Genomic DNA, 24,092 nt, shown 5'->3' with positions numbered 1-24,092 from the left:
CCAACCTAATCGGACGGACCGGCCGCCGCTTCTCGATTCCTGATCGGCCTCATGACGGCCTTGGCCAGGCAGTTCGGGATGCCCTGGCCGTCGGCTGCGGCGACCTTCCTGTACTGGCTCGGCGACATGCCGACCAGCTCGGAGAAACGGGTGCTGAACGTGCCGAGCGACGTGCAGCCCACCTCGAAGCAGACCTCGGTGACGGACAGGTCGCCGCGCCGCAGCAGGGTCATCGCCCGCTCGATGCGGCGGGTCATCAGGTAGCTGTAGGGCGACTCGCCGAACGCGGCCCGGAACGCCCTGCTGAGATGCCCCGCGGACAGGTGCACGCCACGAGCCAGCGCGGCCACGTCCAGCGGCTCGCGGTACTCGCGATCGATCCGGTCGCGGACCTTGCGGAGCAGGCGGAGCTCCTCCAGGCGCGGGTCTTGGGCGGTCACAGCGGACAGCGTAAGACCCGCGCCTGACAGATTCCTGACTCGGCCGCTGCACGGCAAGACGACACAGTCGATCACTGACATCGGTTGTCAGTGATCGCGATCTAGCTTCTGCCCATGAGCGAGCACGACTTCGACTTCTTCCACGGCCGCTGGCACGTGGCCAACCGCAAGATCGCCGACATCCCCGGCCGCGGCACCGAGTGGGTCGAGTTCGAGGCGGAGAGCGAGGTCCGGCCGGTCCTGGGCGGCGGGGCGAACGTGGACACCCTCCGCACCGCCGACTGGGAGGGCCTGACCCTGCGCCAGTACGACCCCGAGCGGGACGTCTGGCGCATCTGGTGGGCCTCCTCCCGCGCTCCCGGCCGGCTCGACCCGCCGCTGGAAGGCCGGTTCACCGGCGGGCACGGGGTGTTCTTCGGCGACGACGTGGTCGGCGGCCGCGAGGTGAAGGTCCGTTTCGACTGGACCGCGGGCGACGAGCCCGTCTGGCAGCAGCAGTTCTCCTACGACGGCGGGAACACCTGGGAGACCAACTGGGTCATGCGCTTCACCCGCGCGCATGCGGCCTGACCTGCCGTTCAATGTTCCTGCAACGTCTCCCGGGCATGCTGACCCCCGTCAGACCGAACTGGGGAGGTCTCGTGATGGGGAAGAAGACTGCGGGCGCGCTGGTGCTCGCGGCGGCCGCGCTCGTGCTCGGTGTGGGCACGGCGGCAGCGGCGGAGGACGCCGGCCGGCAGGGCACGCGCGTCACCGGGGTGGGCAACCGGGATCTCGGCGTTCCCGCGGGCACCGACGGCACTCGGGTCACCGGTGTCGACAACCGCGAGATCGGCACTCCGGCCGGCACCGACGGCACGCGGGTGACCGGCAAGGAGCAGTGAGCAGGGCGGCGTGAGGGCCCGGGACGTGCGTCGTCCCGGGCCCTTCCCGTTGGTCAGTGGTGGTGCTGGTGGACGACGGCGTGGCCCTTGCCGCGCCCGATCATCCAGCGGTTCACCGGCACCGTCACCACGAACGCGATGACCAGCGAGACCAGCAGCGACCCCCAGAACAGCAACGTCCCCAGGCCCGCGTCCATGGCGCCGGGCACGGCCAGGACCACCGCGTTGTCGACGATCTCCATCACCGCGATCGAGACCGTGTCGGCCGCCAGCGCGACACCGAAGGCGGCCTTGAACGCGAGGCCCGACCGCAGCACCGGGCGCATGGTCAGCGAGTAGCCGAACACGAACGCGAGCACCACCGACAGCACGATCGTGGCGAGGTTGCCCCAGCCCAGCGCCGTGCCGATGACCATGCCGAGCACCTCGCCGATCGCACAGCCGGTGAGGCAGTGCAGCGTCGCGGAGACCGCCTGCCTGGTCAGGCTCGCGGGAGCGTGGTCCATCTCGTCCTCCTCCTCAGGTCGAGCCGACCATACCCCTAGGGGGTATGTGTATCAACCCATACCCCGGTGGGGTGTGTCGCACGACGCGGGAACCCGCTTCGGGGCCCCGTTCAACCCACCTGGGTGAGCGCGAGACCGCCCGCCATCAGCAGCACGCACGCCAGCCCGTGCACCACCGGGTTGCGGACCAGCAGGGCCACGAACTCGCGCAGGAACGCGCTCGGCACGAAGTACCAGGCGGTCGGCGCGCCGATGACCTGCAGCCGCAGCCCCTGCTTGCGCGACAGCACGGCGGTGCGGAACACGTGGTAGTTGTTCGTGACGGCGACGACCCGGCCGGTGTGCCCGCGTCCGGCCAGCAACTCCCTGCTGTAGCGCAGGTTCTCCTCGGTCGTGGTCGCCTGGTCCTCCATCACCACGTCGGCGTCGGGCACCCCGCGCTCGAGCAGGTACTCGCGCATCGCGTACGCCTCGGAGACGTGCTCGTCCTCGCCCTGCCCGCCGGAGACGACGATCACCGGCGTCCGCCCGGCCTCGCGGTCGCGCCGGTACAGCCGCAGCGCTCGGTCCAGCCGGGACGCGAGCAGCGGCGGAACCCGTGAGCCGAGCAGGCCGGCGCCGAGCACGACGATGCCGTCGAACCCGCTTCGGCGGCCGGTGCGGCCGTAGATCACCGAGTACAGCAGCAGGCTCACGAACAGGAACGCGATGTACGCCGACACCAGGAAAAGGCCGATCGCGCTGCCGCGGACCCAGTCGTTGGCCTGGCCGATGCCCCACGCGAAGTAGGCCATCTCGCCGATCAGCGCGAGCCCGGCCAGCAACGACAGGAGGTTGCCCAGCGACCGGCCCTCGCGGCGGACCATGACCAGGCCGTTCGCCAGCAACGCCAGCGGCAGCAGCAACAGGCCGAGCAGCGCCAGCACGAACGCGAGCAGCAGCGGCAGGCTGATCACCGGGTTGTCCCGGCCGGCCCGCGCCAGCAGGAGCAGCAGCATGACCAGCGTGATGCCGAGCCAGACCGCGTTGCTCAGCCTGCGGCGGTCGCGCACCATCCCGACGAGGAAGAACATCGCGGGGATGACGAACAGCAGGGCGGCGAGCACCGGCCCAGGGTAGTACCGATGATCACTCGGTGCGGCCGACCTCCGGAGCGGACTCCGGGGCGCGCTTCGGCCGCGGCCTCAGCCGCACGGCTCCGGTGGTCAGGTCGAGCGGACCGGTCTCCTCGAAGTCCTCGCCGGTGCCGGAGTCCGTCGCCTCGCTGCGGAGCTTGCGTCCCGGGAACAACTCACCCAACTGTCCCATGGCGTCGACCCTACCCTCAGAAGAGCGCGATGAGCAGCACGATCACGGCGATCGCGACCAGGAGCGGGATCAGGAACCCACCGGGTGGCCTGCGGTAGTGGCTGCGGACCGTGGTGGTGCGGAACCAGCTGTACGGGGCGCTGCGACGGTGCCGTCGAACCCAGGGCATTCTCGACACTCTCCTTTCAGGCGTCGGCTTCGGATACCCCGATCCGCAGCCGCTCACGCACGCCCGCCAGCCCCTCCGCCGCCACCCGCGGGTCGCCGATGTCGTTGCCGTACAGCACTTCGTGCCACGGTCCGAGCTGGTGCCAGAGCAACGCGCGCTCGCGCAGCTCGTGCGTCACGCCGTACGTCCCGGCGACCGCGGCCGCGAACTCGGGTGGCGTGGCGTGCAGCGCCCAGGCCAGGTCGGCCGCCCGATCGCCGACGTGCAGGTCGCCGAAGTCGATCACGCCGGTCAGCACGCCGTCGGCACCCAGCACGTGCTCGGGACCGAGGTCGCCGTGGACCAGGGTGTCCGCGGGCAGGCCGCTCACCCCGGCCAGCAGCTCCTCGCCTCCGGGCACCCGCACCTCGGCGCGGAAGCGCTCGACGGGCAACGGCCTCGGGCCGACGCCGCGCGCGACGGCCTCCGCGACGTCGACCGCGTGCAGGGCCAGCAGGAACTCGCCCAGCTGCCGGCCCTGAACGGCGTTGAGCGAGGCCAGTTCGGCACCGGGAACCAGCTCGTGCCGCACCACCAGCGGTTCCTCGGAGACGACGACCGGCACCGGAACGGGCAACGGCAGCTGCGGCGCGAGCCACGGCATCACCACGGTCTCGCGGCGCAGCTGCGGGCCGATCTCGCGACGGCGCGGGCGCCGGTCCACCCACCGGCCGTCCACCAGCTCGGCCCGGCTGTCCCAGCCCTCGCCGAGGTACGTCATGCGCGGAACTCCCAAGATCAGCCGTTGCCGCACGACGGAACGGTGACCAACCACGAGTGATCAGCACGGTACGCCACGGGCGGCGGCCGGGCCGGGGTGAACCGGGCAGAATTCGCGGATGGCCACCACCGTGTCCGCGAAGCTGCTGTCGCTGCTCGGCACCTTCGACGCCCGGCACCGCAGGCAGACCCTGAGCGGCATCGCCCGCCGCAGCGGCCTGCCGATCAGCACCACGCACCGGCTGCTGGCCGAGCTGGTCGAGTGGGGTGCCGTGCGCAGGCTGGAGTCCGGCGAGTACGTGATCGGCCGGCGGATCTGGCGGCTCGGTCTGCTCGCGGCGGGCGAGGTGGACCTCAGCCGGGTCGCCGAGCCGTTCCTGCACGACATCCACGCGGCGACCAGGGCGGTGGTGCACCTGGCCGTGCGCGAGGGCACCGAGGTGCTGTACCTCGACCGGGTGTCGGGCCACGCGTCGGTGCCGATCGTCAGCCAGACGGGCAGCAGGTTGCCGTTGCACGCGACCGGCGTGGGCAAGGTGTTGCTGGCTTACGCGCCCGCCGAGGTGCAGGAGGACGTGCTGCGGCACCGCCTGACGCGGCTCACGGCGTACACGGTGACCGATCCGCAGCGGATGCGCGCGCAGCTGCACCGGATCCGGAGGGACGGGTACGCGCAGACGTTCGAGGAGATGACGCTCGGGGCGTGCAGCGTGGCCGTGCCGGTCGAGGTGGACGGGCACGTGGTGGCCGCGCTGGGGATCGTGGTGCCGGATCTGCGCAACGTGCGGGCGCGGCTGGTGGCGGCGTTGCAGGTGGCGGCACGCGGGATCGGGCGGACGCTGGAGCAGGGTTTCCACCCAGCGGAAACAAGGGTTGGTGACGGGCGTCACTGAGCGCTTGAATCCCCTCTGTGGCAAGCAAAACACGTGAGCTCTTCATCGGCGGCGAAAGCGTTCCGGCGGCGGACGGCCGCACCACTGACGACCTCAACCCCTTCACGGGGGAGGTGCACGCGGTCGTCGCCGCCGGAGGGGCGGCGGACGTCACGCGTGCCGTCGACGCGGCGCAGGCCGCGTTCGCCGACTGGTCCGCGACCTCACCGTCGGTGCGGCGCGGCATCCTGCTGCGCGCGGCCGACGGCCTGGAAGCGAGGACACCGGACGCCATCGCGATCATGGCCGGCGAGGTCGGCGGCGTCGCGGGCTGGGCCGGGTTCAACATCATGCTGGCGGCCAACGTGCTGCGCGAGGCGGCCGCGGCGGTCACCCAGCCCGTGGGCGAGGTGCTGACCACCGAGACGCCGGGCCAGCTGTCGCTCGCGGTGAGGGAACCCCTCGGCGTGGTGGCGGCGTTCGCGCCGTGGAACGCGCCGATCATTCTCAGCACCCGTGCCGTCGCCGCGCCGATCGCCGCGGGCAACACCGTGGTGCTCAAGCCGAGCGAGGAAGCGCCGATCGCCGCGGGCCTGTTCATCGCCGAGGTGCTGCACGAGGCCGGACTGCCTCCCGGCGTGCTCAACGTCGTGACGAACGCCCCGGACGACGCCGCGTCGGTCGCAAACGCGCTGATCACGGACCCGCGCGTGCGAGCGGTGAACTTCACCGGCTCGACCGAGGTGGGCCGGATCGTCGGAACCCTCGCGGCGCAACACCTCAAGCCCTGCGTGCTGGAGCTCGGCGGCAAGAACTCGCTGCTGGTGCTCGACGACGCCGACCTCGACTACGCGGTGGACGCGGCCACCTTCGCCGCCTTCTACAACGCGGGCCAGATCTGCATGTCGGCCGACCGCGTCCTCGTGCACGAGACGGTGGCCGAGGAGTTCACCGCGAAGCTGGCCGCCAAGGTCTCCTCCCTGCCGCACGGCGATCCGGCCGACCCCTCCACCGCGATCGGCCCGGTGATCAACCAGCGGGCGGCCGACCGCGTCGCCACCCTGATCACCGAAGCGGTCGAGTCCGGCGCGCGGGTGCGGGCGGGCGGCGACGGGACCGCGACCGTGCTGGACGGCGTCACCCCGGCCATGCGGATCTTCCACGAGGAGATCTTCGGCCCGGCCGTGGTCGTGACCACCGTCGCGGACGACGACGAGGCCGTGGCCATCGCCAACGACACCGAACACGGCCTCACCGCGGGCGTGATCACCGAGGACCCGCAGCGCGGCCTGAACCTGGCGCGCCGCATCCGCACGGGCATCGTGCACGTGGGCAACCAGACCGTGGACGACGAGCCGCAGGCCCCGTTCGGCGGCGTGAAGGCCAGCGGCTACGGCCGGTTCGGCGGCCGGTGGGGCATCGAGGCCTTCTCGGCCACGCGCTGGGTGACGGTGGCGGGCCAGCCGAACCACTTCCCGTTCTGAGCGCGCGGCCCACAGCGCGCCGAGTGCTCGATGAAGGGCGCCTTCATCCACCTCACGTGGATGAAGGCGCCCTTCATCCACGTCGGGCACGCCGCGCTCCTAGCCCGCGACCAAGCCCGCCTCGTGCGCCACGATCGCCGCCTGCACCCGGTTCTCCGCACCGAGCCGGCTCAGGATGGCGCTCACGTGCCCCTTCACCGTGCCCTCGACCAGGTCCAGCCGCCGCGCGATCTGCGCGTTCGACAGGCCCTCGCCGAGCAGCGCCAGCACGTCCCGCTCCCGCGCGGTCAGCGTCTCGACGCGGGACCGGGCCTGCACGACCCGGCCGCCGCGGAACCGGGTGATCATCCGCGCGGCCACCTTGGGCGCCAGGTAGGCGCCGCCGGACGCCAGCGCGTGCACGCCCGCGATCAGCTCGCGCGGGTCGCCCGACTTCAGCAGGAACCCGCGGGCGCCGCCGTCCAGGGCCTGTTCGAGGTAGCCGTCGTCGTTGAACGTCGTCAGCATCGCCACGCCGAACCCCAGGCGGGCCAGTTCCCGCGCGGCCGCCAGGCCGTCGAGGCGGGGCATCCGGATGTCCAGCAGCACCACGTCCGGCCGGTGCTTCAACGCCAGGTCCACGGCCTCGCGGCCGTCACCCGCCTCCGCCACGACCGACAGGGCCGGGTCGGAGCCGAGGATGGCGCGCACCCCCGCGCGCACCATCGCCTCGTCATCGGCGAGCAGAACGCGGATCACGACTCCCCCGTGTGCGGCAGCGTGGCCACCAGTTCGAACCGGCCGTCGTCCCGGCTGGTGCGCAGCGTACCTCCCGCGAGCCGCACCCGTTCGCGCAGCGCGATCAGGCCCAGGCGGCTGCCCGCACCGCGGCGCAGGCCGAGGTCGTTGCTCGCCTCCACCACCGTCGTGGCATCCGCCGTGGTGATCCTCAGCACCACCTGGGACTTCGGCGCGTGCTTGGCGGCGTTCGTCAACGCCTCCTGGACGATCCGGTGCACTGTCCGCTCCACAGTGGACGGAACACGTCCCTCCACTGTGTACGACACCTGCAACCCCGACGCCACCGCGCGGTCCACGAGCTCGCGCGGGTCCACCACGGAAACCGGATCGCCGTCGCGCAGCAGGAAGACGAGGTCCGCCAACCGTTCCGTGGCATCGGCGGCCGCCCTCCGCAGCCGAGCGGCGGCCGCCTGGTGCTCGGCGGGCAGCGTCATCTCCAGCGCGCCCGCCTGCAGCGCGATCAGGCTCAGCTCGTGGCCCAGCGTGTCGTGCACCTCGTGCGCGATCCGCGTGCGTTCCCGCAGGTGAGCGGCTTCGACGCCGGCCGCGGCCAACGCGGCCTGCTGGTGCGCGATGCGGCCGAGGAACCACGGCAGCGCGACCGCCAGCCCCACGACGACGAGCGGCACGAGCGAGATGAGCCCCGCGGCGAGGAAGAAGATCGCCGGCCAGCCGGGTGCCATCCGGCGGCCGAGCAGGAACGCGGCCACGAACAGCACCACGCACACCGCGACCGTCCACGGCGGAACGTTCTCGTGCATGTAGAACGACACCGCGAACGCGGCGGCGACACACGCCGCCAGCGCCAGGATCCTGATCACCGCCACCTCGACACCGCCACACCGATGTTGACCACGCTCGACACGCCCAACCACACCACAAGCGGCAGCGAGTAGTGCATCAGTTGGTAGAACGTGATGTCCCGCCCACCGCCGTACAGCATCCCCAGCAGCGTGGGCAGCGCAAGCAGCACACCGAGCGGCACGAGCCTGAGCACCTGCCACGCCCGGTGGCGCTTACGCGGCCGTCGCAGCGCACGCACACCGAGCACCAACGACAACACCGTCAGCCCGGCCAGCACGAGGTCGATCGGCAACCGGTACGACGAAATCTCGGCAGGCTTGCCGTCGAGGGTGTCCGCGATGGCGTTCTCCAACTCGTAGGTGCCCTCGTGGCCGAGCGTGAACCCGCTGTTGGACATCACCGCGATGCCGTAGCCGGACGGCGTCAGCAGCTGCCCGGCCGTGCTGGTGAACCAGATCCCGTTGTGCCGCAACCGTCCCTGCGCGTCGGCCGCCCAGCCCGTCCCGTCCGCCGGCGCCAGCTTCTTCTGCGCCGCCAGCCACTTCCCCATGTCCGCGGCCGTGGTGATCACCCCGTCGGAACCACCGACGAACCGCTCCGGTTCGGGCAGCGCGACCGAGAACCCGTACGCGTACCCGTGTCCGCGCCGGTAGTCCGCGGGCAGATCGCGCGGCGTCACGGAGATCGCGACTGTCTCGGTCATGCCCAGCGGTTCGAAGACGTGCTTCTTCAAGTAGGAGTTGAACTCCTCGCCGGACGCCAGCTCGACCAGCCGCGCGGCCAGGTGGTAGTTCGTGTTGGTGTACCGGTACCGGCCGTCGGGCACGGCCGTGCGCAGGACCTCCCGCGCCCGTTCCACCGCCTCCGCCGGCGAGGACGGCTGCGGCAGGCTCTTCTCGGGCAACGTCCGGTCGCTGATGCCCGACGTGTGGGCGAGCAGCTGACGTGGCGTGACGCGCGAGTCGAACACCGGCCGGTCCAGGTCGATCCGCCCGGCGTCGGCGAGCTGCCGGACCGCCAGCGCCGTGAACGACTTGCTGACCGACGCGATCGCCATCTTCGAGTGCTCGGTGATCGGCGCTCCGGCCGAGTCGTGCCCGAACCCCTGGACCGCCACCACCTGGTTGTCCTTGGTGATCGCCACCGCGACGCCGGGAACCGACGCCTGACCCGTGTAGGTGGACACCAGCAGAGTGAGAGCTGCACCCCAGATCGTCATGCCTCGCAACGTATGCGGCGTCGGCGAGGGAAACCCGACCCGGAAGACCGGGCGGACCCCCGACGAAAGTCAGGGGTCCGCCTCGGGCATCAGTGCCCCGCGGCCATCTCCGCGGCCAGCCGGTCGTCACCGCTCTGCTCCTTGAGCGGCTTCTCCTCGATGAACAGCACGGCCAGCAGCGCCAGCGCCGCGAACGGCGCACCGACGAGGAAGAGCTCGGAGGTGGCGGTCGCGTAGATGTCGGCGATCACGGCCTTGATCTCGGGTGGCAGCACCGAGAGGTCCGGCACCTTGGCCTCGCCCGAGCCGCCCGTCGGCCCGAACTTCTCGGTGGCGAGCGACGAGACCTCGCTCGCCAGCACCGCGCCCAGCGCCGACACACCGATCGCACCGCCCAGCGAGCGGAAGAACGTCAGCGCCGACGTGGTGGCGCCGAGGTCGCGGGCCGGCACGTCGTTCTGCGCCACCAGCACCAGGTTCTGCATCAGCAGGCCGACACCGACACCGAGCACGAACATGTCCACGGACAACATGAACACGGTCGACCCGGCGGTGATGGTGGACAGCAGCAGCATGCCGCCGACCATGACCACGCCGCCGGAGACCAGATAGGCCTTCCACCTGCCGTATTTCGTGATCAGCTGACCGGCGGCGGTCGACGAGATCAGCATGCCGAGGATCACCGGCAGTCCCAGCAGACCGGCCTGCGTCGGTGTCTTGCCGAGGGAGAGCTGGAAGTACTGCGACAGGAACACCGTGCTGCCGAACATCGCGACGCCCACCAGAGCGCTGGCGACGACCGTCAGCGCGACCGTCCGGTTGCGGAAGATCGACAGCGGCACGATCGGGTCGTGCGCGGTGGCTTCGACGCGCACGGCCGCCACGAGCAGCAGGACACCCAGCGCCACCAGGCCCGCGGTCCAGCCCGACCACCATTCGAACTTGTCGCCGGCCAGCGACGACCAGATCAGCAGCGTCGACACCCCGGACACGATCAGGAACGCGCCCAGGAAGTCGATCTTCGTGTCCTCCTTGCGCACGACCGGCAGGTGCAGGGTGCGCTGCAACAGCCAGATCGCGGTGAGCGAGAACGGGATCCCGATGAAGAAGCACCAGCGCCAGCCCAGCCACGAGGTGTCGACGAGCACGCCGCCGATCAGCGGGCCGGCCACGGTGCCGACCCCGAACACGGCACCGAACAGGCCGGAGTAGCGGCCGAGCTCGCGCGGCGGGATCATCGCGGCCATCACGATCGTCGCGAGCGCCGTGACACCACCGGCGCCCAGGCCCTGCACCACGCGGCTGACGATGAGCATCTCGACGTTCTGCGAGAAGCCCGCGATCAGCGAACCGGCCACGAACAGGCCCAGCGACGCCTGGATCAGCAGCTTGCGGCTGTAGAGGTCGGCGAGCTTGCCCCACAACGGCACGGTCGCCGTCATCGCGAGCAGCTCGGTGGTGACGATCCACGCGAAGATCGACTGCGAGCCGTTCAGCTCGGCGACGATGCGCGGCAAGGCGTTCGAGACGACGGTCCCCGCGAGGATCGCGACGAACAGGCCGAGCATGAGACCCGACATCGCCTGCGTGACTTCGCGTTTGCTGTGGACCGGTGTCGGAGCATCGGTTCCGGTGCTCAAGACGTTCCCCCTTCGTGGTGGTGCGACGGCACGTGAGCCAGCCCGGCGCCGAACAGGTCGAGCGCGTCACCCACGAGGTCACCCAACGCGACGTTGTCGTCGAGAGCCCACCGCGTCACCGCACAACGGAACGCGGCACTGCCCGCGGCGACGAGCAGCCGCGGGTACAGGTGCGACTCGGGCAGCCCGGCCCGTGCCGCCACCGCGCTCGCGAGCAGCTGCTCGGACTCCGCGCTGGTGGCGAACGCGCGGACCAGCAGGTCCGGCCGCTGCATCAGGACTTCCTTGCGCAGCAGCCACAGGTCGCGGGCGTTGTCCAGCTCGTCGGTGATCTCGGCGAGCACCGACGACCGGTACGCCTCGAACGGCGTGACCTCGTCGGCGGCGGCCAGGACGCGCTCGGCCATGCGCGGCCCCGCCTCGGGGTCCGCGCCGATCAGCGCCTCGTCCTTGGACGCGAAGTAGTTGAAGAAGGTGCGCACCGAGACGTCGGCCTCGGCGGCGATCTCCTCCACGGTGACGTGGTCGTAGCCCTTCTCGGCGGCGAGGCGCACGGTCGCCCGTTCGAGCGCGGCACGCGTGCGGCGCTTCTTGCGGTCGCGCAGGCTCTCCCCCGGCTGGTTCACAGGGAGAGCGTACACGATTGTTTTGCAGTCCCTGCAAGTTTGCAGAGTGTGAAATGCAACCCCTACGACCAGGGCGTCTTCGGCCTCTCCTGCAGCTCGCCGTCGACGAACAGGTCCACCCGCTCGCTGTAGAAGCACGCGAGCCCGGCGACCTTCTGGCTCTCCGGCAGCGGCGCCCGGTAGATCCACACGATGTCGTCGTGGACCTTCCCGCCGACCTCGACCGACCAGTACGTGGCCGTGCCCTTGTACGGGCAGTGCGTCTGCGTGTCCGACGGCCTGAGCAGGTCGAACCGGACGTCGCTCAACGGCAGGTAGTAGCGCGGCGGCAGCCCGGTCTCGAACAGGATCCGCGGCTGCGCCGACGCCGCCAGCGTCACCCCGTCCAGCGCGACGCGCACGTGCCGTGAGCTGGCCAGCACGTCGACGCGCTTGTACGGGTCACGCGGGTGCACGTAGATCGGCTCGTCCTCCTCGAGCCACTCGTCCATCGCCGCGAACTCGAACCGGACGAGGTCCCGCAGCTCCTCGATCGGCGAGTCCCGGTAGACCAGCGCCGCGCCCCCGGCCGTGCCGCCGGGCGTGACGACGTCGTGCACGAGGCCCTCACCCCTGCTCGGCGAGCGCCTGGTCTCCCCCGTCGGCTTCAGCTCGGCGCGGACCGCGGAAAGCGGCAGGTAGTAGGCCGGGTAGTACGGGACCTCCCAGACCAGCCGCGGCGCGGTCGTGTCCACGACCAGCTCGCCACCGAAGTACGCACGGACCCGCTTCGCCGAGTGCTCGACCCTGACCCGGCCACGCTGCTCGTTGTCCATGCCTCATGGCAACACGGACCGGCCCCGTCTGCTTCCCGGCAAATCAGGTAGCCAGAATTCGTGTTCGCAACTCGCCGTCTGACGAGGTGGATGAAGGGTTCCTTCATCCACACCAGGTGGAGGAAGGAACCCTTCATCCACGTAACTGCCCAGGTGCTCAGGCGTTTCCGTCGAACAGGCTGGTGACGGAGCCGTCCTCGAAGACCTCCTGGATCGCCCGCGCCAGCAGCGGGGCGATGCTCAGCACGGTCAGGCCGGGGAACCGCTTCTCGTGCGGGATCGGCAGGGTGTCGGTGAGGACGACCTCGCGGGCCTTGCTGGCGATGAGCCGGTCGTACGCGTCCCCGGACAGCACCCCGTGCGTGGCCACGAGGACGACGTCCTTCGCGCCCTGCTCCAGCAGCTGCCGCGCCGCACCCGTGCTCGTCATCGCCGTGTCGATCATGTCGTCGACCACGACGCACGTGCGGCCCTCGACGTCGCCGACGACGCGGTTGGCCATGACCTCGTTGGGGCGCAACGGATCGCGCGTCTTGTGGATGAACGCGATCGGGCACCCGCCGAGCAGGTCCGCCCACTTCTCGGCGAGCCGGGTGCGCCCGGCGTCCGGGGAGACGATCGTCAGGTCCTCGCCCGCGTACCGCGCCCGGACGTGGTCGGTGAGCAGCCACATCGCGTGCAGGTGGTCGACCGGGCCGTCGAAGAAGCCCTGGGCCTGCGCGGTGTGCAGGTCGACGGTGACGATCCGGTCCGCGCCGGCTGTCTTGAACATGTTCGCGACGAGCCGTGCCGAGATCGGTTCACGTCCGGCGTACTTGCGGTCCTGCCGCGCATAGGGATACGACGGCACGACCGCGGTGATGCGCTTGGCCGAGGCGCGTTTGAGGGCGTCGACCATGAGCAGCTGCTCGATCAGCCAGTCGTTGATGGGCGCGCTGTGGCTCTGCATGACGAACGCGTCGGCGCCGCGCACGGACTCCTCGAACCGCACGAAGATCTCGCCGTTCGCGAAGTCGTAGGCGGCCTGCGGGGTGATCGCGACACCGAGGTGCTTCGCGACCGACTCCGCGAGCTCCGGGTGCGCCCTGCCGGTGAGCAGGATGAGCTGCCGTTTGGCGATGCCCGGCTTGCCACTGGCCACGTCACGCTCCACGTTCGTCCGGTGTTGAACCCGATCGTTCAGCATCACGGCGAGATCACGCAAACGCTGGGTCCGTCCGATGAGATTCCACGTTGCCGGGCAAATCCGCGTACCACCATCGGGCACACCCACAGGTAGTCACCTGGCGGGCACGGGGTCGCACCCTCGGTATAGATCGGCCGGTCCGGATTCACCTCTTGGGGTACGGCGAGTGTGATTTCTTGATCAGCGTGCTTGTCGGCTCAACGATCATGCCTACGCTCCTGGCATGCCTGAAGACCAGGACGCTCCCGGACCGACACCGCCGGCACCACCACCGAACCCGATCGTGATGAGCACGCCCATCCACGACCAGATCGCCGACCGGCTCGGAGTCCGCCAGAAGCACCGCCGGCCGGACTGACCGCCGATTCGGCGACTTTCGGTGGTCGACGGCCCGCACGCGAGCGAGTAGGAAAGGCCCCTCTGCGGACAAGAGGGGAGCTTGTCGATGCGTTTCACCGTGCTCGCGGCGGCAGTCGCTCTGTTGGTCACCGGTACCCCCGCCTTCGCCGACCCCGGGATACCGCGGATCGACTGGCAGGCGTGCGGACAGGACCACACCGGTTTCGACTGCGCCTCGGTGAAGGTGCCACTGGACTACGACAACCCGCACGGCGCGACCACGACCATCGCGCTGGCGCGCAAGCCCGCGACCGACCAGGCGCACCGGATCGGATCGCTGTTCATCAACCCCGGCGGACCGGGTGGCTCCGGCGTGGACTTCGCGTTCAGCGCGGGTACCAGGCTGTCCGCCAACCTGCAGGGCCGGTTCGACGTCGTCGGCTTCGACCCGCGCGGCATCGGCCGGTCCGACCCGTTGCACTGCTTCGCCAGCGAAGAGGACCTCACCAAGTTCTTCGAGGGCGTGCCGGCCTTCCCGTACCAGGCGGCGCAGGAGCGGCCGTTCTACGACAGGTACCGCTCGCTCGGTCCGCAATGCCTGGACGACCAGCCCATCGCCCGGCACATGAGCACCGCCGACGTGGCCCGCGACCTGGACCTGCTGCGCCGCGCGGTGGGTGACCGCAAGATCTCGTACCTGGGCTTCTCCTACGGCACCTTCCTGGGCGCCACCTACGCGAACCTGTTCCCGAACAACATCCGCGCCCTCGTGGTCGACGGCGTGCTGAACCCGGAGCTGTGGTCGAGCGGGCGGCAGGTCGAGTCCGACCGGATCGCGACGAAGGAGGAGTTCCGCGAGTTCCTCCGCAACTGCGACGAGGCGAAGTGCGTCTTCGGCCCGCAGTCGGAGAAGCGCTGGAACGCGTTGCTGGCCTCGGTGCGCGCCAAGCCGATCCAGCTCGGCGACCGGCTCTACACCTACGACGCGGTGGTCAACGCCGCGATCGGTGCCATGTACAACCCGAACAGCTGGCCGTCCGCGGCTTCGCTGTTCGACCAGCTGTCGAACGCGTCGGCCGCGGTCTCCGTCGCGGCGGAACCAGATTACGACAACGGCTTCGACGCCTACAACGGCAACGTGTGCGCGGACATCGAGTTCCCGCACTCCTTCGAGGCCTACCGCTCGACGGCCCGCTACGCCGCGGCGGGGTCGGAGTTCGGTCCGGCGTGGTGGTGGGGCAACGCGGCCTGCGCGAACTGGCCGGTCAACGCCGACCGCTTCACCGGCCCTTGGCACACCCGCACCAGCGCGCCGGTGCTGGTGGTGGGCAACCACTTCGACGGCGTGACGGACTTCCGCGGCGCCCAGGCGGTGAACCGGCAGCTCGCAGGCAGCCGGTTGCTCGCCTACGCCGGTTGGGGACACACGGCATACGGGCGGAGCAAGTGCGCGTCCGACCACACCAACGCGTACCTGCTCAACGGCACATTGCCGCCGGTCGGGACCGTGTGCCCGGCGAACCCGAACCCGTTCCTGCCCACGGCGGCCGCCGCCCCGGAACCGCTGTACCAGCCCACCCGCCGGTAGCCATCCAGTACGCGGGGACCTTTCGTACTCTCCAGCAGTACGAGAGGCCCCCGCGTACGCCCAGCCGGCAACGCCGCCACCACTCACACCCACCAACGCCAGAAGTACGCGGGGAGCTTTCGTACTCTCCAGCAGTACGAGAGGCCCCCGCGTACGCTCAGCGGCGGAGTTCCTGGGCCAGTTCGACGGCCGCGCGGGCGGGATCGTGGTCGAACCGGCTGCCGAACGCGTCGTGCACCCGCCACCCCGCGTGGCCCAGCGCACGCCAGCGGGCCAGATGTGCCCGCGGCCCGTCCGGGTGCGGGCGCGTCTCCACCGCCACCGCACCGCCCTTCTCCCCCACCACGAGGTCGACCCGCCACCGCCCCACCGGATAGCCGGTCCGCACGGTCACCCCGGCGGCGGCGAGCTCCTCGGCCAGCCGCGCGGTCCACTCGTCCTCGGGCGCGATCCCGGCGGTCTCGGTGGGCGGCACGTCCGCGTGCCGCAGGTACTCGCCGATCAGTCCCGGCGGCTCGGTCGCCGACGTGATCACGTGCACCTGCCGGCGCGCCCGCGTGGTCAGCACCGCGAGCAGGTTGCGGTCGTTCACGAACCGCCACCCGCCCGGCCTGGAGTCGGCGGCGAGGCTGATCACGACCTCGTCGAACTCGCTGCCCTGCACCCCGTGCACGGTGCCGACGCGCACACCACCCGTGGTGATCTCGTCCAGCGTCAGGTCGCGCAGCAGCGCCTCCTCCAGCGCGTCGGCCTGTGCGCGGAACGGCGTGACGACACCGATCGACCGCACGCCCGCCGCGACCCGTTTGCGCACGTGGGCGAGCACGGCCTCGATCTCGGCGTGGTTGACGCCCTTGGAGTTCCGCTCGCCCGCGACGCGTTCGGTGTCGATGCAGTCGACGTCGGCGATCGACGGGTGCGTGGTCAGCAGGGCGATCTTGCCGTCGTAGAACTTCCGCGCCGCGAAACCGATCAGGTGCGGCGCGCAGCGGTGGTGCTCGTCGAGCCAGTGCACGCCCGCGGTCGCGGCGGCCGCGTCGAACAGGCTCACCTTCGGCACGTCCAGCCGGTCGCGCAGGTCCCCGGTGCCCTCGGCGTCGACGGCCGCCTGCACGGCCTGGTCGCCCACGAACGACACGTGCCGCAGCTGCCGGGGGTCGCCGCCGATCACCGCGGACCGGCCGCGCAGCAACGCGGGTGCGGCGAGCGGCTGGTCGACGTGGCTCGCCTCGTCGATGATCACCAGGTCGAACATGCCCGGCACGGCGGGCAGGATGTCCTCCACGTCCGACAACGTGCCGACCCACAACGGCAGTGCCGCCACCAGGTCCGCGCTGTCGATCTCGGCCAGGCCACGCCTGCGGGCCGCCCGTCCGGACCGCAGCGCCTTCGCGAGTGCCGCCACCGCCCGGCGCGCGTCCGACCCGCGCCGGCTGACCGCGAGCTCCTTGAGCCACGCGGCGGTCGCGGCCCGGCTCGCACTGTCCTGTTCGGACAGCAGCGGCCGCAGCTCGGCGAACGTCGTGCCGCCGCCGGCGGCGAGCCGCACCGACGCGGCGGTCTGCTCGGCGGCGGCGACCGCGGCCGTGAGGTCCTCGACCGGCACCTCACCGGCGCCGGTCAGCCTGCGCGCCTTCTTCAGCGCCCACGCCGTGCGCAGTCCACTGAGGAATCCGGTGCGCGGCCGCAGAAGTCCTTTCAGCGCAACGAAATCCACACCGGCCTCGAACGCCCGGGGCGCAACCGACCGATGTCCGGCCATCAAGGCCTGATGCCGCCTTGCCTGCGCCGCCAGCTGCTCGTCGGTCAACGCGGCGGTGACCGCGCGTTCCACCCGCGCGACCCCAGCGGCCGCGGCCCGCCGGGCCCGGTCGAGCTCCTTGAGCTCGTCCGGCTTCGCCAGCGCGGACAGCCCGTCGGACAGCTCGCGCGCCATCTCCTGCCGCAGCTCCGAGTCGCCGAACAGCACCGGAACCGGCCCGGACGCGCGGCGCAACGCGGCACCGAGCACGTCGGCGGCGTTGCGCGTGCGGCTCGCGAGCAGCACCGACCGCCCGGCTGCCACCGCGTCCAGCGCCAGCGCGGCCAGGGTGTGCGTCTTGCCCGCTCCGGGCGGCCCGCCCACCACGGTGATCCGGGCCCGGCGCGCGTGCTCGACGGCACGTTCCTGGCTGTGGCTCAACGGCAACGCCGAGGTGATCTGCTCGTCCCGGTCGGCCGCGGGCGCACCGGCACCGTAGAGGGCGGCCAGCGCGGTGTCGTCGACGCCGGCCGCGGCCGCCCACCGGTACAGCGCCGAACCCTGTTCGGTGGTCACGACGGGCTCACCGGCGTTGAGCCCGCATCCCATCGCCACGACCAGCTCGCTGCCGTGGATCAGCGAGCTGGGGTCGGCGCGCACGATCGGCACGTGCCCGAACCCCGCCTGCCGCACCGTCTCGGCGATCCAGCCCTCGGTCCGCGCGAGCGCCGCCTCGCGTTCCGCGACCACGGCCCAGTCGTCGATCAGCGGGAACAGGCCGACGTCACCGGCGACGTGGAAGGCGTAGGTGAACCCGAGCCCGCGATGCAGCCGCACGGGCCGGGAGATCAACGGCAGGCACACCCGCCGCCGCTGGCCACCGATCTCGGCCAGTCCGGTCAGGTAGGCCCAGCCGACCCGCAGCAGCCGGTCCTCCTGGTGCAGCGCGTCGTACGCGGCGAGGTGCTGGACCTGCTCGCGGGCGTGCCTCGGTGCGGTCCAGGTGATCGGCGTCCACTCCTGGTCGTGCTGCGTCGCCGTGATCGCCCGCCACGCCGGCTCGTGGTCGCCGAACCACAGCAGGCCCGCCGCCTTGGACAGGTCGAGCTGGACCTTCTGCGGCTGCTCGGCGGCACTGAGCCGGGCCAGGGTGCGCAGGACGGCGGGGACGTTCACACCGACCATCGTGCCACCGAGATCAGGACCGCCCCTGACCACCGGTGCGGTGATCGTCAGCCCGCGAGCGCGAACAGGTCTTCCTGCCGGCCGGACTGCTTGAGCTGCGCGAGCGACTGCTTCTCCAGCTGGCGGATCCGCTCACGGGTCAGGCCGAGCTCCTCGGCGACCTCCTGGAGGGTGCGCTCACGCCCGTCCTCCAGCCCGTACCGCAGGCGCATGATCCGGCCCTGCCGCTCGGGCAGAACGTCCAGCAGCGAGCGGACGCCCTCCTCGAACTGCTGACGCTCCACCAGTTCCGGCGCGGACACGCCGTCGGTGTCCTGGATCAGGTCGCCCAGCACGGAACCGCCGTCGTCACCGACCGGCGTCTCCAGCGACACGCAGGTGCGGGACGCGTCGAGCAGGTCCTGCACGCGCGTGACCGAGGTCTTGGCCTCGGCGGCGATCTCCTCGACCGTGGCCTCCCGGCCCAGCGCCGCGGACAGCTTCTGCCCGACGCGCTTGAGCTTGTTGACCTCCTCGACGACGTGCACCGGCAGGCGGACCGTGCGCGTCTGGTCGGCCAGACCGCGTTCGATGGCCTGACGGATCCACCACATCGCGTAGGTGGAGAACTTGTAACCCTTGGCGTAGTCGAACTTCTCGACCGCGCGGATCAGGCCGAGGTTGCCCTCCTGCACCACGTCCCCGAACGGCAGCCCGCGGAACGAGTGCTTCTTCGCGACCGACACGACCAGGCGCAGGTTCGCGCGGATCATGTGGTCCTTGGCCCGCTCGCCCTGCGCGACGATCCGGCGCAGCAGGCGGGCGTCGTGCTTCGTCTCACCGCTCTCCAGCAGATGCGCGGCGTAGACTCCGGCCTCGATGCGCTTGGCCAGGTCGACCTCCTCGGACGCGGTCAGCAGCGGTGTGCGGCCGACCTCGCGCAGGTACTGGCCGACCGAGTCGGAGTCCTGCTGCCCGGACGCGCGGTTCTTCAGATCTGCAGGCATGACAAATCCCCCCGTTTCCGTTGGCAGGAGTGGCAGCCGGAAGTGGCTGCACCGATGTGTAACGGTTCAGAGGTCCTGTTCATTCCGCGGTTCGGCCTGTGACCTCAGCCTCACCCGCGTGATCGCGTGGTGCTCGACGGCCAGCACCTCGATCTTCCAGCCGGACACCTCGACGACGTCACCCGGTTCCTCCGGGATGCGCCCGAGGAGCACCAGCACCAGACCTGCGACAGTGGCGTACGAACCGGGCGGGCCGGTCAGCTCGACGCCGACGTCCGCCAGGTCGTGCACCGGAAACGTGCCGGGCAGTTCCATCGACCCGTCCGCGTCCGGCCGCACGGCCACCACGTCCGAGTCGGTCTCGTCGTAGATCTCACCGACGACCTCCTCGAGCAGGTCTTCCAGCGTCACGATGCCGTCGACGGCGCCGTGTTCGTCCACCACCAGCGCCATCTGCTCACGTTCGGCCCTCATGCGCCGCAACGCGTCCGTCACGCGCACCGAGTCCGGCAGGTGCATCGGCACCCGCACCACCTCGGTCAGCGGCACGGTGTCGTCGAGCAGATCACGCAGGTGCACCATGCCGATCACGTCGTCCAGGTGGCCGTCCTCGGTCACCGGCGCCCGCGAATGTCCGGACCTCGCCAGGACTTCCCGCGCTTCGGGGGTCGTCAAACCTGCCTCCAGCACGGTGACGAGCCGCCGCGGCACCAGCACCTCGCGCAGCCGCCGTTCGTGGATCTCCAGCGCGCCGGTCATGATCGTGCGCTGCTCGGCGTTCAGATGTTGTTGCACCTCAACGAGATCACGCAGTTCCTCCGGCGACATCTGCTCCTCCTCGACGTCCGGGTCGCCGCCGAAGATCCGCACCACCAGGTCGGTCGCCCTGCTGAGCAACCACACCGCCGGCCTGGACACCGCCGACAACAGGTCCAGCGGCCGCACGATGATCTTCGCCCAGCGCAGGGCGTACTGCATCGCCAGGCGCTTGGGCGCCAGTTCCCCGAACACGAGCGTGAAAAACGTGAGGACGATCGTCACGAGCGCGATCGCCACGCCGTTCGCGGCGCCGTCGAGGAAACCCAGCAACGGCACGAGCGGTTGCGCGAGCGACACGGCCGCGGTGGCCGACGCCAGGAACCCGGACAGCGTGATGCCGATCTGGATGGTCGCGAAGTACCTGTTCGGATCGCGAGCCAGCCGGACGAGCGTGTGCCGCCCTTCCCGTTCCAGCGACCGCAGCTGGCCTTCGCGCAACGACACCAACGCCATCTCGCTGCCCGCGAACGCCGCGTTGACCAACACCAGAACCACGACCAGCGCGAGGTTGAAGCCGTACCCGTCCACACGTTTGAGGTAGCACGCACGGTGGTATTTCGCGACCTGACGGCCGTCTTGAGCAGCCAGGAGGGCCTCAGCAGCGAACGAGGTGGGGATCCGATGGACACTCCCGAGGTGCTGAGCGCCTCCGCGAGGACCGTGCACACCCTGCCGGAAGATCAGCCCGATCTCGTCGCGATGCGCGCGTGGGTCGGCACTCTGTTGAGAGACCTCTCCGAGGACGTCCGGCTCGACGTGTTGCTCGTGTGCACAGAACTGGCAAGCAACGCATACGAACACGCGGAAGGGCCACGGGCCGTACGAGTGCAACGACACCTTGACTACATACGAGTCGAGGTCGACGACCACACGCCGGCTGAGCTTCCGCACGTGGGTGAGTCACGGCTCGGAGACTCGCGTGGGCGTGGATTGTTGTTGGTGTCACAGCTTTCGCGTTGCTGGGGCACGCGCGAGATGGTGGGTGGCAAGACCGTGTGGGCGGAGATCGACGCATAGCTCGCCTGTGCACTTCGCACAGGAAAGTCATGACACCGCACGGATGGGTTCTGCAGCGGGTCGCTTCGACTCTTGACGCATGACCTCCAAGACAGCTCACAACACGACATCGCCGGTGCGCGCCTTGGTCGACCGTTGGCCGATGGTCGTCGCACTGGCGGTGTCGTTCGACTTCTGGGAGACACCGCTCGTGCCTCCCGTGTGGACGCTGCTGCTGTGCCAAGCGGCCTATCTCTTGTGGGGCTGGCGGGCGCCACGCGCACAACTCGCGATGTTCAGCGCCTACACCGCCCTGGCCGCCCTGGTGATCATGGTGACGCCACACGCTCCGCACGTCGGCGTGCTGCTCATCGCTCTCGGCTGGGGCGCGCACGCCGGCTGGGATCTCGTGCACCACCTGCGCAACGCCGTGGTGCCGCGCTGGTGGTCGGAGTTCTGCGGCGTGTTCGACCTGGTCATCGCCGTCACGATCCTGCTGAGGTGGTTTTAGGCTGATGGCGATGAACGATCTTCCGCACGCCGCGCTGCGCTGGACCCTGCACGTGCTGTGGGCGGCCACGCTCGCCGTGCCGCTGGTCTCGGTGCTGCGCGAGCCGTCCGCCTCCCGCTGGCTCGGGGTGCTGGGCGTGCTGATCATGGCCCTGGCGTACGCGGTGGCGGTGCGGGAGGGCAGGCTGCGAGCCCTCGTGGTCGCCACGCTGGTGTCGATCCCGCTGGTCGCGCCGGTCGGTCCGGACGAGCTGTCGACGTGGGCGTGGATCGGCGGCGGTGCCGCCGGGTTCGCCCCGCTGCTGCTGACCGGCGTGTGGCGGTGGATGGCGGCGTTCGGCGCGGTCGTGCTGTCGGGGCTGGTCGGGTTCTTCGTGACCCGTGACCACACGACGTACCAGATGATCGCGGCCGCGGTCGGCGCGACGATCATCGCGATGGCGGGCCTGCCGACGTGGTTCGCCGGGTTGCTGGCGCAGGCGCGGACCGGTCGCGAGGCCCAGGCGGAGCTGGCCGTGAGCGAGGAGCGGCTGCGGTTCGCCCGTGACGTCCACGACCTGCTCGGGCACCGGCTGACCGTGATCGCTCTGAAGGCCGAGCTCGCCGGGCGGCTGGCGGCGTCAGATCCGGAGCGGTCGGCCGCCGAGGCGTTCGAGGCCCAGCGGCTCGCCTCCTCGGCGCTCGCGGAGGTGCGCGACGCCGTGCACGGCTACCGCTCGGTCAACCTGCCCGAACAGCTGGAGGCCGTGCGCAACGTGCTGCGCGAGGCCGGCATCCGCTGCACCGTGTCGGACGTCCCGGTGCACGGTGAGGGCGCCACGCAGCTCGCGCTGGCGTTGCGGGAGGCCTGCACGAACGTGCTGCGCCACAGCCACGCGACGTGGTGCATGATCGACATCGCCGAGCACGACGGGGAGGTGCGGATGACCGTCACGAACGACGGCGTTGCGGTCGACCCTTCGCGCCAGGGCAACGGGATCCGGGGCATGGGCGAACGGCTGGCGGCGGTCGGCGGGAAGGTGTCGGTGGAGCGGTCGTCCACCGAGTTCACCGTTCAGGTCGTGGTGCCCGCGTGATCAGGGTGCTGCTGGCCGACGACGAGGAGCTGATCCGCGACGCGCTCGCGGCCCTGCTCGACCTCGAACCGGACCTGGAGGTCGTGGCCCGCGCCGGCGACGGCCGGGCCGCCGTCGAGGCCGCGCGGGCGCACCGCCCGGACGTGGCCGTGGTGGACCTGCAGATGCCGGGCCTGGACGGCCTGGAGGTGACCGAGGAGCTCGCGCGGGTGCTGCCGTCGTGCGCGGTCGTGATCCTGACCGGCCGGGGCCGGCCGCCGCACCTGCAGCAGGCCCTGCACGCGGGCGCGAAGGGCTTCCTGCCCAAGGGATCGCCGGGCGGCACGCTGGCCGACGTGATCCGCCGCGTGCACGGCGGCTCCCGCTGGGTCGACCCGGCACTGGCCGCCGACGCGCTCGCCGCTCCCCCGTGCCCGCTCACCCAGCGCGAGCTGGAAGTGCTGCGGCTGACCGAGTTCGGCACGCCGGTCGCGGAGATCGCCTCCCGCACGTCGTTGTCCGCGGGGACCGTGCGCAACCACCTGGCCGCCGCGGTCGCGAAGCTCGGGGTGGCGAACCGCGCGGCGGCTTTCCAGCTGGCGCACGACCACGGCTGGCTGTGAGGCCGCAGGCCGCTCGCCGTCGATGAACGGCGCATTCGTTCACCTGAGGTGGACGAATGCGCCGTTCATCGAGCACCTGGCGCCTTTGTGACGCCTAGGCGCCTGAGGTCAGCACGTCGAACGCGTGCTTGCGGTGCTCCGCGAACAGCTTCAGCGCACCTTCGACGTTGCCCAGCCGCAGCGCCGCCACCAGGTCGCGGTGCTCCTGCCGGATCAGCTCCAGGTAGCCGTCGCTGCTCAGGTTGACCCGCGTGATCAGGAACAGGTGCACCTGCGACCGGATCGCCTCCCACGCCTGCGCCAGCCGCGAGTGGTGCGCGGCGGCGTAGACGGCGTCGTGGAAGGCGATGTCGCACCGCACCATCTCGTGCGGGGTCTCCGCGCGGTCCATCGCGATCGCGGCCTTCTCGATCGCGGCGAGATCCGCATCCGACGCCCGGTCCACCACCCGCCGCACGGCCAGTGCCTCCAGCGCCCCGCGCAGGCTGTCCAGCTCGGCCACGTCCTGCACCGACAGCACGGCCACCGTGGTGCCCCGGTGCCACTCGGCCCGGACGAGGCCCTCGCGTTCGAGCTTCTGCAGCGCCTCGCGCACCGGGCCGCGGCTGACCTCCAGCGCCTCGGACAGCTCCACCTCGCGCAACGCCGCACCGGGTGGGTAACGGCCGTCGAAGATCGCGGTACGGATCTCGTCGGCCACCTCGGTGCTCAGGCCGCGGCGGCGAGCTGGGCCCATCTTCGTCATGTCGCAATGTTAA

Annotated in this window: 27 protein-coding genes; 10 read left to right on the top strand and 17 right to left on the bottom strand. The window is 70.9% G+C overall.

Features of this window, described 5'->3' with window-relative positions; translation table 11 throughout:
• Positions 1-5: 5 nt before the first annotated feature.
• Positions 6-449 carry a helix-turn-helix transcriptional regulator gene (locus tag ABZV40_RS09385; protein ID WP_355437945.1) on the bottom strand — a complete coding sequence of 148 codons (444 nt, stop codon included), beginning with the start codon at positions 447-449 and terminating at the stop codon, positions 6-8.
• A gap of 105 nt (positions 450-554) precedes the next feature.
• Here ABZV40_RS09385 and ABZV40_RS09380 point away from each other — a divergent pair, with 105 nt between their 5' ends.
• Positions 555-1,010 carry a hypothetical protein gene (locus tag ABZV40_RS09380; RefSeq protein ID WP_355437892.1) on the top strand — a complete coding sequence of 152 codons (456 nt, stop codon included), beginning with the start codon at positions 555-557 and terminating at the stop codon, positions 1,008-1,010.
• 74 nt (positions 1,011-1,084) lie between these two features.
• Positions 1,085-1,324 carry a hypothetical protein gene (locus tag ABZV40_RS09375; RefSeq protein ID WP_355437890.1) on the top strand — a complete coding sequence of 80 codons (240 nt, stop codon included), beginning with the start codon at positions 1,085-1,087 and terminating at the stop codon, positions 1,322-1,324.
• 53 nt (positions 1,325-1,377) lie between these two features.
• On the opposite strand, the gene ABZV40_RS09370 is transcribed toward ABZV40_RS09375, so the two are convergent.
• From ABZV40_RS09370 to ABZV40_RS09350, 5 genes are all read right to left on the bottom strand, one after another.
• Positions 1,378-1,830, bottom strand: coding sequence for a DUF4396 domain-containing protein (locus ABZV40_RS09370; RefSeq protein ID WP_355437889.1), 453 nt, complete (start codon positions 1,828-1,830; stop codon positions 1,378-1,380).
• Between the two features lie 110 nt (positions 1,831-1,940).
• Entirely contained in the window at positions 1,941-2,936 is a 996-nt protein-coding gene (locus tag ABZV40_RS09365; RefSeq protein WP_355437887.1) for a YdcF family protein, read from the bottom strand.
• Between the two features lie 22 nt (positions 2,937-2,958).
• Positions 2,959-3,138 (bottom strand): hypothetical protein, encoded by a 180-nt coding sequence (locus ABZV40_RS09360; RefSeq protein WP_355437885.1) that lies wholly within the window; start codon positions 3,136-3,138, stop codon positions 2,959-2,961.
• A 16-nt stretch (positions 3,139-3,154) separates the two neighbouring features.
• Positions 3,155-3,307, bottom strand: a complete 153-nt coding sequence (locus ABZV40_RS09355) for a hypothetical protein (RefSeq protein ID WP_355437883.1) — start codon at positions 3,305-3,307, stop codon at positions 3,155-3,157.
• A 16-nt stretch (positions 3,308-3,323) separates the two neighbouring features.
• Complete coding sequence (locus tag ABZV40_RS09350) at positions 3,324-4,100, bottom strand: aminoglycoside phosphotransferase family protein (RefSeq protein WP_355437881.1); 777 nt, start codon at positions 4,098-4,100, stop codon at positions 3,324-3,326.
• Positions 4,101-4,185: 85 nt separating this feature from the next.
• Between ABZV40_RS09350 and ABZV40_RS09345 the strand changes: the two genes are divergently transcribed.
• Together ABZV40_RS09345 and ABZV40_RS09340 are read left to right on the top strand one after the other, a co-directional pair.
• Positions 4,186-4,959: an IclR family transcriptional regulator gene (locus tag ABZV40_RS09345; protein WP_355437879.1), complete on the top strand. Its 774-nt coding sequence runs from the start codon at positions 4,186-4,188 to the stop codon at positions 4,957-4,959.
• Positions 4,960-4,976: 17 nt separating this feature from the next.
• On the top strand, positions 4,977-6,422 hold the full coding sequence (locus ABZV40_RS09340) for an aldehyde dehydrogenase family protein (RefSeq protein ID WP_355437877.1): 1,446 nt from the start codon (positions 4,977-4,979) through the stop codon (positions 6,420-6,422).
• A 99-nt stretch (positions 6,423-6,521) separates the two neighbouring features.
• On the opposite strand, the gene ABZV40_RS09335 is transcribed toward ABZV40_RS09340, so the two are convergent.
• The 7 genes from ABZV40_RS09335 to ABZV40_RS09305 form a co-directional block, all read right to left on the bottom strand.
• Complete coding sequence (locus ABZV40_RS09335) at positions 6,522-7,160, bottom strand: response regulator transcription factor (RefSeq protein WP_355437875.1); 639 nt, start codon at positions 7,158-7,160, stop codon at positions 6,522-6,524.
• Positions 7,157-8,023: a histidine kinase gene (locus ABZV40_RS09330; protein ID WP_355437873.1), complete on the bottom strand. Its 867-nt coding sequence runs from the start codon at positions 8,021-8,023 to the stop codon at positions 7,157-7,159. Before ABZV40_RS09330 ends, ABZV40_RS09335 begins: the two co-directional genes overlap by 4 nt.
• Entirely contained in the window at positions 8,020-9,225 is a 1,206-nt protein-coding gene (locus tag ABZV40_RS09325) for a serine hydrolase domain-containing protein (RefSeq protein WP_355437871.1), read from the bottom strand. The genes ABZV40_RS09330 and ABZV40_RS09325 overlap by 4 nt, the downstream gene beginning before the upstream one ends.
• Positions 9,226-9,314: 89 nt before the next feature.
• Positions 9,315-10,805, bottom strand: a complete 1,491-nt coding sequence (locus ABZV40_RS09320) for an MDR family MFS transporter (RefSeq protein ID WP_355437943.1) — start codon at positions 10,803-10,805, stop codon at positions 9,315-9,317.
• 56 nt (positions 10,806-10,861) lie between these two features.
• Positions 10,862-11,491 (bottom strand): TetR/AcrR family transcriptional regulator, encoded by a 630-nt coding sequence (locus tag ABZV40_RS09315; protein ID WP_355437869.1) that lies wholly within the window; start codon positions 11,489-11,491, stop codon positions 10,862-10,864.
• 62 nt (positions 11,492-11,553) lie between these two features.
• A complete protein-coding gene (locus ABZV40_RS09310) occupies positions 11,554-12,306 on the bottom strand; it encodes a DUF427 domain-containing protein (RefSeq protein ID WP_355437867.1) in 753 nt (250 codons plus the stop codon).
• A 157-nt stretch (positions 12,307-12,463) separates the two neighbouring features.
• Complete coding sequence (locus ABZV40_RS09305) at positions 12,464-13,447, bottom strand: ribose-phosphate diphosphokinase (protein WP_355437865.1); 984 nt, start codon at positions 13,445-13,447, stop codon at positions 12,464-12,466.
• A gap of 268 nt (positions 13,448-13,715) precedes the next feature.
• Here ABZV40_RS09305 and ABZV40_RS09300 point away from each other — a divergent pair, with 268 nt between their 5' ends.
• Positions 13,716-13,850 (top strand): hypothetical protein, encoded by a 135-nt coding sequence (locus ABZV40_RS09300; RefSeq protein ID WP_355437864.1) that lies wholly within the window; start codon positions 13,716-13,718, stop codon positions 13,848-13,850.
• 87 nt (positions 13,851-13,937) lie between these two features.
• On the top strand, positions 13,938-15,419 hold the full coding sequence (locus ABZV40_RS09295) for an alpha/beta hydrolase (protein WP_355437862.1): 1,482 nt from the start codon (positions 13,938-13,940) through the stop codon (positions 15,417-15,419).
• 157 nt (positions 15,420-15,576) lie between these two features.
• Here the strand turns inward: ABZV40_RS09295 and ABZV40_RS09290 are convergent, their stop codons facing one another.
• The 3 genes from ABZV40_RS09290 to ABZV40_RS09280 all read right to left on the bottom strand — a co-directional run bounded on the left by ABZV40_RS09290 (position 15,577) and on the right by ABZV40_RS09280 (position 20,678).
• On the bottom strand, positions 15,577-18,336 hold the full coding sequence (locus ABZV40_RS09290; RefSeq protein WP_355437860.1) for an AAA domain-containing protein: 2,760 nt from the start codon (positions 18,334-18,336) through the stop codon (positions 15,577-15,579).
• Positions 18,337-18,392: 56 nt separating this feature from the next.
• Positions 18,393-19,331 carry a sigma-70 family RNA polymerase sigma factor gene (locus ABZV40_RS09285; RefSeq protein WP_355437858.1) on the bottom strand — a complete coding sequence of 313 codons (939 nt, stop codon included), beginning with the start codon at positions 19,329-19,331 and terminating at the stop codon, positions 18,393-18,395.
• A 66-nt stretch (positions 19,332-19,397) separates the two neighbouring features.
• Positions 19,398-20,678: a hemolysin family protein gene (locus ABZV40_RS09280; RefSeq protein WP_355437856.1), complete on the bottom strand. Its 1,281-nt coding sequence runs from the start codon at positions 20,676-20,678 to the stop codon at positions 19,398-19,400.
• A gap of 93 nt (positions 20,679-20,771) precedes the next feature.
• Between ABZV40_RS09280 and ABZV40_RS09275 the strand changes: the two genes are divergently transcribed.
• The 4 genes from ABZV40_RS09275 (at position 20,772) to ABZV40_RS09260 (ending at position 23,334) form a co-directional block, all read left to right on the top strand.
• Entirely contained in the window at positions 20,772-21,167 is a 396-nt protein-coding gene (locus ABZV40_RS09275) for an ATP-binding protein (protein ID WP_355437854.1), read from the top strand.
• A gap of 79 nt (positions 21,168-21,246) precedes the next feature.
• Entirely contained in the window at positions 21,247-21,657 is a 411-nt protein-coding gene (locus ABZV40_RS09270) for a hypothetical protein (protein WP_355437852.1), read from the top strand.
• Between the two features lie 10 nt (positions 21,658-21,667).
• Positions 21,668-22,732 carry a histidine kinase gene (locus ABZV40_RS09265; RefSeq protein ID WP_355437850.1) on the top strand — a complete coding sequence of 355 codons (1,065 nt, stop codon included), beginning with the start codon at positions 21,668-21,670 and terminating at the stop codon, positions 22,730-22,732.
• Positions 22,729-23,334, top strand: coding sequence for a response regulator transcription factor (locus ABZV40_RS09260; RefSeq protein WP_355437848.1), 606 nt, complete (start codon positions 22,729-22,731; stop codon positions 23,332-23,334). Before ABZV40_RS09265 ends, ABZV40_RS09260 begins: the two co-directional genes overlap by 4 nt.
• Positions 23,335-23,428: 94 nt before the next feature.
• Here the strand turns inward: ABZV40_RS09260 and ABZV40_RS09255 are convergent, their stop codons facing one another.
• Entirely contained in the window at positions 23,429-24,079 is a 651-nt protein-coding gene (locus tag ABZV40_RS09255; RefSeq protein ID WP_355437846.1) for a GntR family transcriptional regulator, read from the bottom strand.
• Between the last annotated feature and the right edge of the window lie 13 nt (positions 24,080-24,092).

It is taken from the genome of Lentzea sp. NPDC004782, assembly GCF_040609115.1.
In the GTDB taxonomy this organism is placed as follows: domain Bacteria; phylum Actinomycetota; class Actinomycetes; order Mycobacteriales; family Pseudonocardiaceae; genus Lentzea.
This window is presented reverse-complemented; position numbering and strand designations above follow the sequence as displayed.